Consider the following 15,801-nt stretch of genomic DNA (forward strand, 5'->3'; position numbering starts at 1 on the left):
TCGACACATGGGTCAATTGGAAACCTGAAGGTAGATTTTTATGAGAAAGAAATTTTTATTCGCTTTTTACATCCTGTCGTCATTGATTGTCTGTTCTCACCTTGCAGTCAGGGTCAATCTGATATCAGACTTTCGCACAAGTAACACACCACTGTTCGTCGTCTCTCACTCTACCTCCTCTGATACGGAGCTGGTGCCGGTTAAGGAGACTATCGATTATAGAGAGTGGGCTGAAAAGTTTGAAGAGCAGACCAAGTGAGTCATCGTTTAGGTGGTAACTTAATCCTGGTCTGCACTTCATACAACCAGAGCCGGATGGAGCAGTAATGAGTGAAGATATGATATTTGGCGTCGAGTTTCCCAGATCTAAAGCGGATTTCGACTTTGCAATGCATACCATGCAGGAGTTTTACAGTAACTATGAAAGGGGCCTGTTTACCGATCCTCACCGCCTTTTTTTTAACGCGATCATCTATATCAGCCATGGACATGGCAGGCACTTTATCGACCATCAGGTATGCCATATAAAACCGGGGACACTTCTTTTTGTCTCAAAATATCAGGCGCATAGATTTGATTACAATCCCGATATCCGCGGCTATATCATTCCATTTTGCGATAATATCTTATTTTATGGAGAGGAGGATCCCTACAAGAGCAGGATCAGATCGGCTTTTGAAGATATCAACTTCATACATGAAGATGAGGATAGCTGTGGTTTTTTCTTCGAGCAGTTATGGACCGAGTACAAGAAGCTGCACTGCAAGCTGACGGAAGAGGTGATACGCAACGCTCTGAGAACCCTGGTGTTAAAAACCTTGGTTCGCCGGCATCAATCCAGTTTAGATTCTAATCATCAGACAAATTATTCGGCCGATTATTGTAAGTTTCATAAACTGATTAAGACGCACTTTGTCTATACCCGTACCCTTGAAAAATATGCGGGTATGATGGGACTGACTACCAAAAAGTTGAATCAGATAGCCAGAGAGAATACCGGTAAATCGGGAAAGGAGCTCATAGACTCATATGCGATGTTAGAGTCTAAAAGGTTGTTAGCCTATAGTCAGGAACCTATCTCATCGATTGCACTGAAGTTAGGTTTCAGTGAGCCCACCAATCTGACAAAATTTTTTAAGAAGCATAGCGGACTCACCCCTAAAGAATTTCGTAATCTGTGTCTCTACCATGGCAATAAGTAACGCTGGGTTGGGATACCGGCTTTGGTCGTGATTAAACGGTGTGCATATATTTAACGGTTAAAGACTATGGTTTAAATGCTTTCTTAAAATAGCTTCGATGCTCCCCTCAGCCCTTAGTTTGTCGGCAGCCGAGCGTACACGGTCGACGGGAAACGCTTTACTCTGTGATTGAACTTTGGGGATCTGTAACCAGGCTTCAATTTTTTTCATGCTATATCCGGGGAACTCGAAGGCGTCCTGTAAACCCAATTTATGGCTCTCATAAAGAGCCGTAGTATCTATGGTCAGAAAGGCACTGATCCTGTGTGAGTTCAGCATTTTTAAACCCTGACTGAAATCATTTATCTTGTGCATCACAAGCCGGTCGTCATTCAGCATCCCGGGGCAGAAGTTAGTGCCTCTGAGGTAGCCAATATTCTTAATTTTCTCCGTGTTGTATATATCATCACGCTTTTTGAGTCTATCTCCCTTGCGTGTTAACAAAATGACATTTTGCACAAACAGCTTAGCCACATACTCCACCTTATCATCGTTGTCGGCGTTTCTGCTGAATATTGCAAAATCCACCTCACCACTTTTGGTGTAATTAACGACTCTGGAGTAGGGCAGTAAGGTGATATCTATCTCTATGCCGGCTTCATCTGCTATGGCCGTTACGACTTCCGGGATAATGCCCTTGATGGTCTGGTTTTCAATGTAGCCGAATGGCTCATACTCGATGGAAGCGAATGAGTAGGTCTCTGCGTTGGAGTAGATGCAAAAGAGGAGAGCTGATAGCAATGTCAGACACCTGGTTCGCAAGTTCTTCATTCTTTTGCTTCCATTGCCACGGGTCGGTGTGAGTAAGTATAGCAAGGATAATTAGCGTGATTATCATCCTGACAATGGCATACTCATGGCGTCCAATCAGGCAAAATCCAGATAAACACTGTGAATTATCCCATATCTTGTGCTCAGGTTTCGGTGATAAAATTAACTGCCAATATTAGGATAATCTCCAGCCTCCATCGTTCAGGATTCGATCTATTAAGCATGAAAATACTCTTTTGTCGTCACGGTGAAACTCAGTGGAATACAGAGGGCAAACTACAGGGTCATCTGGATAGTGGTTTAACTGTCAAAGGGGAGTCCCAGGCGCGGCGCTTAGGAGAGCAATTGGCACTTCATCAACCCGATTTAATATTAAGCAGCGATCTGGGTCGTGCTATGGCGACGGCAAAGCTAGCCAATCATAGCTTAAATATCCCCATCGAATCGTCGTCCCTATTGCGTGAGCGTTGCTTTGGCGAGTTACAGGGACAAGATTATCGTGAGTCTCAGCATTTATGGGAGGCTTACGAACGACGCTTCGTCAGCAATGAGGTGGATATAAATGGGGCTGAATCAGCGACCGATGTGTTGAGCAGAGTGAAACAGTTCTTGCGCGGATTATCGAGTACAGATGTGAAAACCTTGGTGGTTATTGGCCATGGGGAGTGGTTACGCGTCATTCAAAACCTCTTCGCCGGCGAGCAAGCCTGGTCTAATCGTCAGTTACTGCCGGGTAATTGCGACATCATCGAATTTAACCTGCAAAGCTTTCAGCTTGATGCGCTAACCTGAAAACCCGCTTTAGCTTCTGGCTGAGTTGGTAATAGATAGTTTTTTTGAAGGTTATACCTTCATTGTTATCTATCACAAGCGGTGAGCTTATGTGCAGATACTTCTGTGGCTCGGTGAATAGAAACCTCGCCATGCCATCAACGGCCACTGCCGCATCTACACCTAGTGATTTCAAGCAAGCATTCTCTTCGATTGAGGTTCGTTAAAATAACTGGATGCTTGTACAGTTATAATTTGATTGCAGCAATATACAGATTTTGCTTCTCGTTATGTAAAAGAAACAATTCTCGGTTTTACCAATATAGTGTTGAAAAGTGATTGATTTGTGCTTTTTGTGGTTTACATAATGACCCAAAGTGTTTCTCGGTTATCTAAATTCTCGGTTTTCCCCTCCCTCAGCCCTTTGCTTGACAACAACCTTGATGGTAAGTTACTAAAATAATAGTGAATTAATTGTACTCTTTGTTGTTCAACACCGTTAGTTACAAAGGGTTTATCGGAATTTACGCTAATAAGCTGTTATGTAACTTCTTAGTAGTTGGTAAGGTAGATATGAGTATTAGCAGGTTACATGTATTGTTGAAAACAGAAACGCAAACACTACATTGTTCAACAATTGGGGTTGAACACGACAAAATTGAGCTATTTTATCAATATCCATTGGGGAGTAACACCAAAGTAACACAAGGTGATATCGGAAAGGACTATTTTGAACCGGCACATTTTCCTGATCATATATCCTTTCATAGTGATGGCACGATACATTCTAAATCACGAAATGAAAGAAAAAGAAACAATATAAAAACTCATTAGAAGTCGGGGTCAACGTTTTTGACCTGAAGCGAAATCACTTTCTACCGATTCTCGTTGAAAGTATTAATTTAGAGAGTGAACTAGCTTCACTTTCTAGGTTGAAACCTTGCAGTGAAAGGATCATGTCAGAAAATTCGGTGGTATTTGATGTATCGGGCCTTAAATCGTGTAGTGTAATACTGATTAGTAAATGTGAACGCACAAATCCGATTAACATGTTATCAGATCACGGTTTTCAGCATTTGAAATATGTAAATTACTGTGTGTGGAATGGTGTATTCCTTAATCACGCGAAGAAAAAGCTGAGTTTGAACAAATCTGAGTTTTCCACTGAACTTGTGCTTGCAATCGTCGAAAATATTTGGGAAGGAAAATTCAAAACGCTTACTAGCAACTCCCACTCTGTTAAAGCGCAAGGAATATCGCAAACTATATGCATGCCTCCATTGTCAGAAATTAGTAAAATGAAACCTTTATAGCTATCCACCAGTTACATTACAAGGCCTTAAAGTCGGATTCGTTACAGTTGGCTCGGTTCCACTTCGCTACACATTTTAGCCAACTTTTACTCACCCGTTAACGCGGCGTTACCGCACATCTAAGTGCCATATTTCCCTACTCAAAACTTCTGAGCTACAGTCATAGCTCTAACCCGTTTCTGTTCAAATGTGACTCACACAATACTCAAACTGCGACTGACAAAAGACACCTTTCCTCTGGCCCAACAACCCGAACAGGCAGAATTATGACCTGTTACTCGGTTCAAACCTCCTTCTGCTTATCTAACAATCTGTTTTATCGAAACTTCCTTCAAGTTATCACACCTAATAGATGATTCTACATCCTGTATCGGAACGATTCTCCGCCATTTTTTGTCGACAATGTACCGGTTTATTATTGACCAATGCCATTGTCTAGGGTTATATTGTCGACAATCTCATTTGTAATGAATTTGTAAATATATGACCTTTTTCAACGAACAGCCTGTTACAGCGGCGGATAAAACATTTTTTCAGATGCGAAAAGATATTGTTGAGGGTGAGATCGAGTCAGGCGCTAAACTCAGTGAGACAGAGTTGTCGACAAAATATGCCGTGAGCCGTGCCGTCGTACGGGAAGCCATCAACCGTTTGGAGTCCTGTAATCTGGTTGAGCGTAGGGCGAATGTCGGCGCGCGGGTTGTGACCTTGACTCCGGCAGGCTTAGTCGAGCTGTATCAGGTTCGGGAGTCTCTGGAGGGGATGGCGGCCAGATTGGCGGCAAAAAATATGACCGATCAGGAAATATCCGATCTGAACACACTCTTGAGCAGTCATTTTCAAAAGGTTAAGAGTGGTGAGTCCTATTATCAGGAGGCCGGTGACGTCGATTTTCATTATCGCATCATCCAGGGCAGCAAGAATAACCATCTCATCTCTATGTTACTTGACGGGATCTACCACCTGGTTCGCATGTATCGGGTTCAACTGGGAATGACAGGCCCCAGAATCACCACGGCATTCGATGAACATAAGCATATCGTTCAGGCCATATCTAACCGGGATGAGGAGTTGGCCGAGATGCTGATGCGTCGTCACATTTTATATTCGAAAAATAGTGTCGAAAAGAAGCTTAAAGAACATTGATTAATAGTAAACAGAGTTTGTATCCAGCTCTGAGGGAGAATAAACATGAGTGCAGGAAAGAAGTTTCGCCAAGCCTTGGCTGACAATAAACCACTTCAGATAGTGGGCACCATCAATGCTTATACAGCGATGATGGCAAAGCAGATTGGTCATCAGGCTATCTATCTTTCCGGAGGTGGAGTCGCTAACGCCTCCTATGGTCTGCCGGATCTGGGGATGACGTCACTGAACGACGTGATTGTGGATGTGCAGCGTATTACATCGGCCTGCGATCTTCCTCTGCTGGTGGATATCGATACCGGCTGGGGCGGAGCATTTAATATCGCCAAGACCATACGGGATATGGAAAAAGCCGGTGCGGCGGCGGTACATATGGAAGATCAGGTGGCACAGAAGCGTTGTGGCCATCGCCCGAACAAGGAGATCGTTTCGACGGAAGAGATGGTCGATCGTATTAAGGCGGCTGTCGATGCCCGCACCGATCCTGATTTCTTCATCATGGCGCGGACCGACTCATTTGCTCAGGAGGGACTGGAAGCAGCCATCGCCCGTGCTAAGGCGTATGTAGAAGCCGGAGCCGATGGCATTTTCGCCGAGGCAGTTAAAACCGAAGAGCATTACAGCGCCTTTGCCGACGCATTGGATGTGCCTATTCTTGCCAATATCACCGAATTTGGACAGACAGAACTGTGGAACAAAAAGGAACTTGGTGAGTGGGGGGCAGATATGGTGCTCTACCCATTGAGCGCGTTTAGAGCCATGAACAAGGCGGCCGAGATGGTGTACAGCTCGATACTCGAAAATGGCGATCAAAAAGCGGTGGTCGATAGCATGCAGACCCGTATGGAGCTATATAACTATCTCGGTTATCACGAGTATGAGCAGAAGTTGGATAGCCTGTTCGCAGAAGGAAAAAACCTGTAACTCAGGTTAGATATGTTTGATTAACACCCTACAGCTTATGTGTTGTGGCCAGCCTGATAAATACCAAGATAGGTAATCATCAGGGCTTTTATACTAAGTGGCACATGAGAGCAGATAAATAATAGAAGGAACACGTTATGGTAGATAAGAAACTCGGTGGTGCAGGTCTTCGTGGCCAAAGCGCAGGTGAAACAGCCCTTTGTACAGTTGGAAAATCAGGTTCAGGTCTGACCTATTGTGGATATGATGTTTCAGATCTGGCCGATAATGCGACATTCGAAGAGGTGGCTTATCTGCTGTTTAACGGTGAACTGCCGAATCAAACTCAGTTGGACCACTACAAAACAGAATTGTTTGCTCAGCGAGATCTGCCGCAGGCCCTGAAAGAGGTTCTGCAACGCATTCCTGCCGACGCCCATCCTATGGATGTGATGCGAACAGGCTGCTCATTCCTTGGCAACCTGGAACCGGAAACTGATTTCAGTGAGCAGAACAGAGCTGCAAACCGTTTGCTCGCGGCGTTTCCTGCCATCATGTGTTACTGGTACAAGTATTCTCATGAAGGTGTAGAGATCGATTGTGTCACTCAGGAAGACTCAATCGGCGGGCACTTCCTTCACCTGCTAAACGGTAAGGCGCCTTCTGAGCAGCATCGCCGCGTGATGGATGTGTCTTTAATCCTTTATGCCGAGCATGAGTTCAACGCATCGACCTTTACCGCTCGCGTCTGTGCATCTACCTTGTCTGATATGTTCTCCTGTATCACAGGCGCTATCGGTACCCTGCGTGGCCCGCTTCATGGCGGCGCCAATGAGGCAGCGATGGACATGATCCAAAAGTTCAGCTCGCCGGAAGATGCCAAGACACAGATGGCAGGCATGCTGGAACGTAAAGAGAAGATCATGGGCTTCGGTCATGCAATATACCGTACATCGGACCCACGCAACGTGATCATCAAGGGCTGGTCTGAAAAGCTGGCACATGAGTTCGGTGACACGTCACTTTACGATATCTCTGTGGCCTGTGAAGAGTATATGTGGGACACCAAGAAGCTGTTCTGTAATGCAGACTTCTTCCATGCATCGGCTTATCACTTTATGGGCATTCCGACTAAGTTGTTTACGCCAATATTTGTCTGTTCACGACTCACAGGTTGGGCCGCTCATGTGATGGAGCAGCGCTCTAACAACCGCATCATTCGACCCAGTGCCGACTACACAGGTTCAGAGCCAAGAACCGTCACACCTATCGGTGAAAGATAAGCAGTAGGGCCCTGATAACCTGTTTTCAGGGCCCGATATCCTCTCGTAAACGAAGCGGAACAAGCGATGAATACCTCATACCGTAAGCCCTTACCGGGTACTGATTTAGATTATTTTGATACCCAGGCCGCCGTGGATGCCATCAGTCCCGGTGCCTACAGCAAATTGCCCTACAGCTCTCGAGTGTATGCCGAAAACCTGGTGCGCCGCTGTGAACCGGCTAAACTCACCGACTCGCTCAGGCAGATCATCGAACGTAAACGGGACCTGGATTTTCCCTGGTATCCGGCGCGGGTAGTGTGCCACGATATCCTGGGACAGACGGCCCTGGTCGATCTGGCGGGGCTTCGTGATGCGATAGCCGATAAAGGCGGAGATCCTTCAAAGGTGAATCCTGTAGTACCGACTCAGCTTATCGTCGATCACTCACTTGCCGTTGAGCATGCCGGATTTGAAAAGGATGCCTTCGAAAAAAACCGCGCCATCGAAGACAGACGTAATGACGACCGTTTTCACTTCATTAACTGGACCAAGACGGCATTTGAAAATATCGATGTGATCCAGCCGGGTAACGGCATCATGCACCAGATAAACCTGGAGAAGATGTCACCCGTCGTTCAATCCCGTGACGGCGTTGCATTTCCCGACACTCTGGTCGGTACAGACAGTCATACACCCCATGTCGATGCACTGGGTGTGATAGCTATTGGTGTAGGTGGATTAGAGGCCGAAAGCGTGATGTTAGGGCGCCCATCCTATATGCGTCTGCCGGATATCGTTGGTGTCGAATTGGTCGGTAAGCGTCAAAGCGGCATAACGGCGACCGACATCGTTCTGGCGATCACCGAGTTTCTGCGTAATGAGAAGGTGGTTTCCAGCTACCTTGAGTTCTTCGGTGAAGGTGCGGCTAATCTCACCTTGGGCGATCGCGCAACGATCTCGAACATGACACCGGAATTTGGCGCTACCGCCGCCATGTTCTATATCGACGATAAGACTATTGATTATCTGAGACTGACAGGCCGTGATGAGCAACAGGTAAAGCTGGTCGAAACCTATGCGAAGCAGAGCGGGCTTTGGGCCGATAGCCTGAAAGAAGCTGAATATGAGCGCGTCCTGCGTTTCGACCTGTCATCGGTTGGCCGTAACATTGCCGGGCCATCAAATCCTCACCGCCGCGTATCTACCAGTGATCTAGCCGATAAGGGGATTAGCGGTGTTGTAGAAAATGAAGCAGGGCTGATGCCCGATGGTGCCTGTATCATCGCCGCGATCACCAGCTGCACCAACACCTCTAACCCGCGTAACGTGATTGCCGCCGGCCTGCTGGCGCGCAACGCAAACGCTAAAGGGTTAACCCGTAAGCCTTGGGTCAAGACCTCACTCGCACCGGGTTCGAAGGCGGTGCAGCTATACCTTGAAGATGCAGAGCTGTTACCAGAGCTTGAAGCGCTCGGCTTCGGTATTGTCGGCTTTGCCTGCACGACCTGTAACGGCATGAGTGGTGCGTTAGATCCGGTTATTCAACAGGAGGTGATCGACCGCGATCTATATGCGACGGCGGTACTTTCCGGTAATCGAAACTTCGATGGTCGTATTCATCCCTATGCAAAGCAGGCATTTTTGGCATCGCCACCTCTGGTTGTCGCCTATGCAATTGCGGGCACCATACGTTTTGATATCGAGAAAGACAGCCTGGGAATGGACAGTAACGGCAATCCGGTAACACTCAAGGATATCTGGCCATCGGATGAAGAGATCGATGCGGTGATCGCAAAGAGTGTGAAACCCGAGCAGTTCCGTAAGGTGTATGAGCCGATGTTCGACATCAAAGTCGAGTATGGTACCGATACCGATCCCCAATATGAGTGGCGTCCACAGAGCACCTATATCCGCCGTCCACCCTATTGGGAAGGTGCATTAGCAGGGGAGCGCACCATGAAAGGTATGCGTCCGCTGGCGGTCCTTGGCGATAACATCACCACCGACCACCTGTCACCGTCGAATGCTATCATGCTCGACAGCGCCGCCGGTGCGTATTTGGATAAGATGGGGCTACCTGAAGTCGACTTTAACTCCTACGCAACGCACCGTGGCGATCATCTGACGGCTCAGCGCGCAACCTTTGCCAACCCTAAGCTGTTTAACGAGATGGTGACCCAGGTTGGCAAGAGTGGTGAAGTCGAGTTCAAGCAAGGATCTTTTGCCAGAATTGAACCCGAAGGCGAGGTGTCTCGCATGTGGGAAGCGATTGAGACATACATGGAGCGTAAGCAGCCGCTGATCATCATCGCCGGCGCCGACTATGGTCAGGGCTCCAGCCGTGACTGGGCGGCGAAAGGCGTTCGTCTTGCCGGTGTTGAGGTTATCGTTGCCGAGGGCTTTGAGCGTATTCATCGCACTAACCTGGTCGGAATGGGGGTGTTGCCACTCGAGTTTACCAATGGTGATAATCGTCATACCTATCAGATCGACGGCACCGAGACCTATGATGTGTTTGGTGAGCGTACACCCGGGGCGGCATTGACTGTGGTCATGACACGCAGAAACGGTGAGCGGGTAGAGATACCGGTCAAGTGCCGTTTAGATACTGCCGAGGAGGTCTCTATCTACGAGGCCGGCGGTATATTGCAACGTTTCGCTCAGGATTTCCTGGCGTCGACAGTAGCATAACAGCTAGCAGTTGATAACTGCTTGTGTCGCCGGATTTGAGCCATTTGCTCAAATCCGGCGCACTCTTAACCCTCAAAGTTTATCCGACAGGATTGTAAACGGTGATACCTTATGACTAGCAAAAAGGTTTATCTTCCTCAGATAAAGGTGCCGGCGACCTATATGCGCGGTGGCACCAGTAAAGGTGTGTTTTTTAATTTAACCGATCTACCGGATTCGGCGCAGACAGCAGGCAGCGCGCGTGATGCCTTGCTGCTGCGGGTTATCGGCAGCCCGGATCCCTATGGAAAACAGACCGACGGTATGGGCGGTGCCACCTCCAGCACCAGTAAAACAGTTATCGTGGCGAAAAGCGAAATGGCAGATCACGATGTCGATTACCTGTTCGGTCAGGTGGCTATCGATAAACCCTTTGTCGACTGGAGCGGAAATTGTGGAAATCTCTCTGCCGCGGTGGGCTCTTTTGCCATCGCCAGTGGTCTGGTAGACGCCAGCCGCATTCCTGAAAATGGTATCGCTGTGGTAAGAATTTGGCAGAAGAATATTGGTAAAACCATTATTGCCCATGTGCCTATCACCAACGGTGAAGTGCAGGAGACAGGTGATTTTGAACTGGACGGGGTGACATTCCCGGCGGCGGAGGTGCAGGTGGAGTTTATGGATCCCGCCGATGGCGAAGGTGCGATGTTCCCGACAGGGAACCTGGTCGATGACCTGGTCGTTCCTACCGATGTGGTCGCCGGCGGCGTGCTTAATGCCACCATGATCAATGCCGGGATCCCGACGGTATTTATCAATGCAAAAGATTTGGGTTACACGGGTGCCGAATTACAGGAGGCTATCAATGGCGATGAGAAAGCCTTGGCTATGTTTGAAAGCATACGTGCACACGGCGCTGTGAAGATGGGCTTGATAAAGCATATCGATGAAGCGGCGGGGCGGCAGCATACACCTAAGGTGGCGATTGTAGCCGAGCCGGTTGATTATATCTCATCGAGCGGAAAGCCGATTAGTGCAGACGAGATAGACCTGAATGTGCGCGCGCTTTCTATGGGTAAGCTTCACCATGCCATGATGGGAACCGCTGCGGTTGCGATCGGTACCGCTGCGGCGATCCCCGGTACGTTGGTTAGTTTGGCGGCGGGTGATGTCGAAAGAGAGAGTGTTCATTTTGGTCACCCTTCGGGTACATTAAGGGTCGGTGCTCAGGCAAGCAAGCTTGATGGTGAGTGGAAAGTAAATAAGGCGGTGATGAGCCGCAGCGCCAGAGTGCTGATGGAGGGCTGGGTAAGGGTACCGGCAGATAGCCTCTGACCGTTTTGTGGAGAGATTAAACGACAGGCCTGTTCGTTAGCTAAGGCCTGTTACCTCTTTACTCCGTTTTTATCGAAAAGTGTAACGCCTCTTTGTCCTCTGTTGGCTCTTTTTATCTCCTGCGCCGCTCGTGATATCTCTTTTTGTACTCAATTCCAATCTTTGAACGTCCCCTCAAAGATTGTCTTTGTATCAAATTCAACAATCCCTTTTAGGTAGAATTAACGGTTTGCACTGAAAGCTCACACTGTAGGGCTTACCAAGCCGGCAAGGCGTGGGCCTGGCTGGATGTTGCCGAGCGTTTAAATGTTCGAATGAGATTGGAAGAGAGATTAAAGCTTGAAGAGTTTATTTGATGAAAATTATATCGGAACGATGAAATTAAAGAATCGTTTTGTCAGAAGTGCCACATGGGAAAATATGACAACAGAAGATGGTCATATGACAGAGAAGTTATTTGGCATCTATGATGAACTTTCCAAAGGTGAAGTAGGTTTAATCGTAACCGGCTACGCAAATATCGTGGAAGAGGAGCAGCCAAATCCCGGCATGATGGGGATATATGATGACTCCTTTATAATTGAATATCAGAAGCTTACATCCCAGGTTCATGTCAATGGTAGTAAGATTGTGATGCAGCTTGCCTATGGCGGGACTAAAACGACCCACAATGTCGGCCAGAGGGTGATCTACGCCCCGAGTGAGGTTTGTGAAAGAGGGACTAAAACACTCGGCAAAGCGATGACAAAGGATGAGATAGATTACATTGTCCGTGCATTTGCCCAAGCGGGCAGACGAGCCAAGGAAGCGGGGTTTGACGGGGTAGAGCTACACGGAGCGCACACCTATCTAATCAATCAGTTTTTGAGCCCATATTATAATCGGCGAGATGATGAATATGGTGGCTGTCTGAATAACAGAATGAAATTCTTATTGGATATCTATTGTGAGACGCGTGCAGCCGTAGGCGATGATTACCCTATATTAGTTAAATTAACGGCGTCTGAGTTTTTTGAGGGGGGATTAACATTTGCTGAAACCCGAGAGATCTGTAAAAAGCTGGAGCAAGTTGGTGTCGATGCGATTGAGATCTCAGGTAACATCCATGGAAAGGCTAATACTTTGGTGGGGGAGACATTAGACGGCCATAAAATTCATGAAGAGGGCTACTTTTACGAGTACGGAAAAGTTATCAGCGATGAGGTCGACCTGCCAATTATTACCGTCGGAGGACTTTCTGATATTAACACCATCGAAGAGATAGCTGATAAAACAAAGATACAATGTTTCGCACTGGCAAGACCTTTACTTGCAGAGCCTCACTTAATTAAGCGCTGGAAAACGGGGGACAGGGCTCCGGTCAAATGTGAACATTGCTCCAAATGCAGAACCCGCAGAGGGAATTTCTGTGTGGTTCATAATAAGCGATAATTATTCCGCGCATAGCAGGTTACTTCAGCGAGAGTCCTGCTATGTACTCTATGCCGCTCCTTAATATCTTCCATCAATTAAGCTGCCGATATCATCGCTCTTTGATAGAAATAAAAAAAAGGCTCGGGGAGAGTAGAGTTAAACAGACAAATGTTCATATTTTGAGTGGGTGAATCTCAGGTTTTATTGTTATCATTACCATATCTATCAGACTCAGGAATTCGATGGTCTGGTTTTCTCCGGTAAATACCGATTTTTAAAGATACTACCTGCGATATTTGGACACCCCATGATTGAACAGCAACAGAATAACCCACTTCACGGTTTAAACTTAGAGACTATGCTCACCGAGCTGGTTAAGTTTTATGACTATAAGGTGCTTTATGCAGCCCTAAAATTGGAGTGTTTTAACCTTAATCCAAATATGCATGGCTGTATAAAATTCCTTAAGAAAACAGAGTGGGCGAGGGAACGTGTAGAGGGGTTTTACCTTTACCGGTTTAAGCGCATGCCTAAAGGAAGTGAGGCGCAGATGAGACTCAAGCCCCGCGAACGCGGTTTCGCAGATGGTATTGTACCGCGTAAACCTCAAAAGCTTACGGTAGAGTTGGTTGAAGAGATGCGCGCAAAGGCGGAGGCGAACTATAAGGCGATGAAAAAGAGCGGTCAGCGTCCCCGTTATGGCAATGATAAACCAAGACAGCAAGACTCGTATGCTCAAAACCGTCGAGGTAGCGCTAAACGACCAGCAGCATCGCAAGATCCCAAAAACCCTTGGGGGAAATAGATAAGAAGTAGCTACATAGTGTCTGGTTCACCGGGCACTATGTTGTTCGTAAATCAGGCTTCCTATCCATCAACGGAGCGGGGGAGAAGTCAGACGTTAATGGTTAATGGCAATCAATCTTCGCCCCCTATGACCTGATAATTTACACTTTTTCCCGCTTGGCGAGTACACGCTCAACCGTGTCGACAATAGCCTGGGTTTGGCTATCTATCTCTATATTCAGCATGGCTCCAACTTCAGCCTGACCCAGGTTAGTCAGTTTTAATGTTTCCGGGATCAGGTGCAACATGAAACTGCTGTCTGTAACCTCACCAACGGTCAAGCTGCAACCATTTACGCCGACGAACCCCTTATAAAGAATGTAATTCATCCACTTGGGGTCAACCTCCAGTTTAATATCGTAGTGGCTATCGGTATTACTCACTTCGAGTATACGAGCCTGTGTGTGAACATGCCCCGACAGAATATGTCCGCCAATTTCACTTCCGAAGGTCAAAGATCGTTCTATGTTTACCATTGAACCAAGAGTTAAATTTGAGAGGTTGGTCACAGTCAATGTCTCTTCCATTACATCGAAAAACACCCTATCATCTTCAATTCGTGTAACCGTTAAACAGACACCGTTGTTAGCAACGCTAGCGCCTGTTATGAGCCCCTCACGTAACTCGGGTTCCATCGCGATCTCAAGCGTATTTAAGCCATCTTTCTTATTTATCGCAACCACTTCGCACGTGGCTTGAACTATACCTGTAAACATTTTTTCTCTCATTAGCATTAAAGGCAGTTTTCATGAATCAATTCGGCTTTCAAGCCAAACGTTTAGTGCAACTTGCACTACCTGTTCTTATCGCCCAGGTTACACAAACCATGATGGGCTTTATCGATACTGTAATGGCTGGTCGCGTCAGCGCGGTAGATATGGCCGCCGTGGCCGTCGGAACCAGTCTGTGGCTTCCTGCACTACTATTTGTCCAGGGCCTTTTGATGGCATTTACTCCGGTGTTTGCCCATCACCATGGCGCAGATAACCAAAAAGCAATCCAACCACTTGCACATCAAGCTGGATATATTGCCATAATCGGCAGCATAGGTGTGATCGTGTTTCTCACTTTTGCGCAAAATATCTTTACCATGATGGAATTAGAACCAGAACTTGCCAGGTTGAGTATCGGATACCTTCATGGGTTTGCCTGGGGCGTGCCTGCCTTCGTGCTTTATCAGGTGTTAAGAGGGTGTAGTGAGGGGATCTCCTATACCTTGCCTACTATGGTTATAGGCTTTGTTGGTTTGGCGGTGAACATTCCTGCTAACTATATTTTTATCTACGGTCACTTTGGTATGCCTGCACTGGGTGGGGCCGGTTGTGGAGTCGCCACGGCACTCGTTTTCTGGGCTATGTTTATAGCCATGATTATCTATATGCAATGTCATAAGAAGTTTGCTGAACTGGCACCGTTTAAATCTTTTCATAGGCCCGACTGGAAAACCATGTGGGATATGACTAAGCACGGCTTTCCCATTGCTATGGCACTATTTTTCGAGGTGAGCCTGTTTGCCGTCATAGCACTCTTGCTGGCACCGCTTGGCGCTAATGTTGTTGCGGGACACCAAATTGCACTTAACTTTTCATCTATTGTATTTATGTTGCCACTGTCTATAGGTATCGCCGTGTCTATTCGCGTCGGATATTATCTGGGGCAAGATAAAGCGCATATCTCGGCATTAATAACTAAAGTAGGGCTGAGCCTCTCATTCACACTGGCAATCATCACGGCGATCATCACAGTGCTATTCAGAACTGAGATTGCGTATCTGTATAATGATAACCCGCAAGTGGTCGCATTAGCCGGTAGCCTCATGTTCTTAGCCGCACTTTATCAGCTGTCAGACTCGGTACAGGTCGTGGCAGCCGGTGCTCTTCGCGGGTATAAAGATACACGAAGTGCACTCTATATCACCTTAGTATCGTATTGGGCGATCGGTATGGTGCTGGGTTACATACTCGCAAGAACCGATCTGATAGTTCCTGCTATGGGCGCTCACGGTTTCTGGATCGGACTGATCGCCGGCTTAACCAGTGCAGCAGTACTTTTTGCAATCAGGTTGAGGTATATTCAAAAATCCGGAAAGTTCAAGGAGCTAATCACTGCCAGTGGCGCAGATTAGGG

The 15,801-nt window shown here is 47.2% G+C and carries 13 protein-coding genes; 11 read left to right on the forward strand and 2 right to left on the reverse strand.

Annotated features, from left to right (window positions below):
- Window positions 1-40: 40 nt before the first annotated feature.
- Both Q1B47_RS13825 and Q1B47_RS13830 read left to right on the forward strand, forming a co-directional pair.
- Window positions 41-259, forward strand: coding sequence for a hypothetical protein (locus Q1B47_RS13825; protein ID WP_299794758.1), 219 nt, complete (start codon window positions 41-43; stop codon window positions 257-259).
- Window positions 260-326: 67 nt separating this feature from the next.
- Window positions 327-1,202 (forward strand): AraC family transcriptional regulator, encoded by an 876-nt coding sequence (locus Q1B47_RS13830; RefSeq protein WP_299794760.1) that lies wholly within the window; start codon window positions 327-329, stop codon window positions 1,200-1,202.
- 57 nt (window positions 1,203-1,259) lie between these two features.
- Here Q1B47_RS13830 and Q1B47_RS13835 read toward each other — a convergent pair whose 3' ends face one another.
- Complete coding sequence (locus Q1B47_RS13835; protein ID WP_299794762.1) at window positions 1,260-1,982, reverse strand: transporter substrate-binding domain-containing protein; 723 nt, start codon at window positions 1,980-1,982, stop codon at window positions 1,260-1,262.
- 252 nt (window positions 1,983-2,234) lie between these two features.
- Here Q1B47_RS13835 and Q1B47_RS13840 point away from each other — a divergent pair, with 252 nt between their 5' ends.
- From Q1B47_RS13840 to Q1B47_RS13875, 8 genes are all read left to right on the forward strand, one after another.
- Window positions 2,235-2,804, forward strand: a complete 570-nt coding sequence (locus tag Q1B47_RS13840; RefSeq protein WP_299794764.1) for a histidine phosphatase family protein — start codon at window positions 2,235-2,237, stop codon at window positions 2,802-2,804.
- A gap of 1,775 nt (window positions 2,805-4,579) precedes the next feature.
- Window positions 4,580-5,242 carry a GntR family transcriptional regulator gene (locus Q1B47_RS13845; RefSeq protein WP_299794766.1) on the forward strand — a complete coding sequence of 221 codons (663 nt, stop codon included), beginning with the start codon at window positions 4,580-4,582 and terminating at the stop codon, window positions 5,240-5,242.
- 45 nt (window positions 5,243-5,287) lie between these two features.
- Entirely contained in the window at window positions 5,288-6,166 is an 879-nt protein-coding gene (gene prpB / locus Q1B47_RS13850) for a methylisocitrate lyase (RefSeq protein WP_299794768.1), read from the forward strand.
- A gap of 137 nt (window positions 6,167-6,303) precedes the next feature.
- Window positions 6,304-7,428, forward strand: coding sequence for a 2-methylcitrate synthase (prpC, locus tag Q1B47_RS13855; protein ID WP_299794770.1), 1,125 nt, complete (start codon window positions 6,304-6,306; stop codon window positions 7,426-7,428).
- Between the two features lie 66 nt (window positions 7,429-7,494).
- The gene (gene acnD / locus Q1B47_RS13860) at window positions 7,495-10,101 is read left to right on the forward strand and encodes a Fe/S-dependent 2-methylisocitrate dehydratase AcnD (RefSeq protein ID WP_299794772.1); all 2,607 of its coding nucleotides are present in this window, start codon (window positions 7,495-7,497) and stop codon (window positions 10,099-10,101) included.
- A gap of 111 nt (window positions 10,102-10,212) precedes the next feature.
- On the forward strand, window positions 10,213-11,415 hold the full coding sequence (gene prpF, locus Q1B47_RS13865) for a 2-methylaconitate cis-trans isomerase PrpF (protein WP_299794774.1): 1,203 nt from the start codon (window positions 10,213-10,215) through the stop codon (window positions 11,413-11,415).
- A 339-nt stretch (window positions 11,416-11,754) separates the two neighbouring features.
- A complete protein-coding gene (locus Q1B47_RS13870) occupies window positions 11,755-12,846 on the forward strand; it encodes an NADH:flavin oxidoreductase (protein WP_299794776.1) in 1,092 nt (363 codons plus the stop codon).
- 289 nt (window positions 12,847-13,135) lie between these two features.
- Complete coding sequence (locus Q1B47_RS13875) at window positions 13,136-13,633, forward strand: VF530 family DNA-binding protein (RefSeq protein WP_299794778.1); 498 nt, start codon at window positions 13,136-13,138, stop codon at window positions 13,631-13,633.
- Window positions 13,634-13,775: 142 nt separating this feature from the next.
- On the opposite strand, the gene Q1B47_RS13880 is transcribed toward Q1B47_RS13875, so the two are convergent.
- The gene (locus tag Q1B47_RS13880; RefSeq protein WP_299794780.1) at window positions 13,776-14,390 is read right to left on the reverse strand and encodes a riboflavin synthase subunit alpha; all 615 of its coding nucleotides are present in this window, start codon (window positions 14,388-14,390) and stop codon (window positions 13,776-13,778) included.
- A 32-nt stretch (window positions 14,391-14,422) separates the two neighbouring features.
- Here Q1B47_RS13880 and Q1B47_RS13885 point away from each other — a divergent pair, with 32 nt between their 5' ends.
- Window positions 14,423-15,799 carry an MATE family efflux transporter gene (locus Q1B47_RS13885; protein WP_299794782.1) on the forward strand — a complete coding sequence of 459 codons (1,377 nt, stop codon included), beginning with the start codon at window positions 14,423-14,425 and terminating at the stop codon, window positions 15,797-15,799.
- Window positions 15,800-15,801 lie beyond the last annotated feature (2 nt).

The organism is uncultured Shewanella sp., assembly GCF_947501225.1.
In the GTDB taxonomy this organism is placed as follows: domain Bacteria; phylum Pseudomonadota; class Gammaproteobacteria; order Enterobacterales; family Shewanellaceae; genus Shewanella.

What these genes read in the sequence shown, in the direction of transcription:
- Q1B47_RS13825 (WP_299794758.1), top strand. Translation starts at nt 41, where the DNA reads ATGAGAAAGAAATTTTTATTCGCTTTTTACATCCTGTCGTCATTGATT.
- Q1B47_RS13830 (WP_299794760.1), top strand. Translation starts at nt 327, where the DNA reads ATGAGTGAAGATATGATATTTGGCGTCGAGTTTCCCAGATCTAAAGCG.
- Q1B47_RS13840 (WP_299794764.1), top strand. Translation starts at nt 2,235, where the DNA reads ATGAAAATACTCTTTTGTCGTCACGGTGAAACTCAGTGGAATACAGAG.
- Q1B47_RS13845 (WP_299794766.1), top strand. Translation starts at nt 4,580, where the DNA reads ATGACCTTTTTCAACGAACAGCCTGTTACAGCGGCGGATAAAACATTT.
- prpB (WP_299794768.1), top strand. Translation starts at nt 5,288, where the DNA reads ATGAGTGCAGGAAAGAAGTTTCGCCAAGCCTTGGCTGACAATAAACCA.
- prpC (WP_299794770.1), top strand. Translation starts at nt 6,304, where the DNA reads ATGGTAGATAAGAAACTCGGTGGTGCAGGTCTTCGTGGCCAAAGCGCA.
- acnD (WP_299794772.1), top strand. Translation starts at nt 7,495, where the DNA reads ATGAATACCTCATACCGTAAGCCCTTACCGGGTACTGATTTAGATTAT.
- prpF (WP_299794774.1), top strand. Translation starts at nt 10,213, where the DNA reads ATGACTAGCAAAAAGGTTTATCTTCCTCAGATAAAGGTGCCGGCGACC.
- Q1B47_RS13875 (WP_299794778.1), top strand. Translation starts at nt 13,136, where the DNA reads ATGATTGAACAGCAACAGAATAACCCACTTCACGGTTTAAACTTAGAG.
- Q1B47_RS13880 (WP_299794780.1), bottom strand. Translation starts at nt 14,390, where the DNA reads ATGTTTACAGGTATAGTTCAAGCCACGTGCGAAGTGGTTGCGATAAAT.
- Q1B47_RS13885 (WP_299794782.1), top strand. Translation starts at nt 14,423, where the DNA reads ATGAATCAATTCGGCTTTCAAGCCAAACGTTTAGTGCAACTTGCACTA.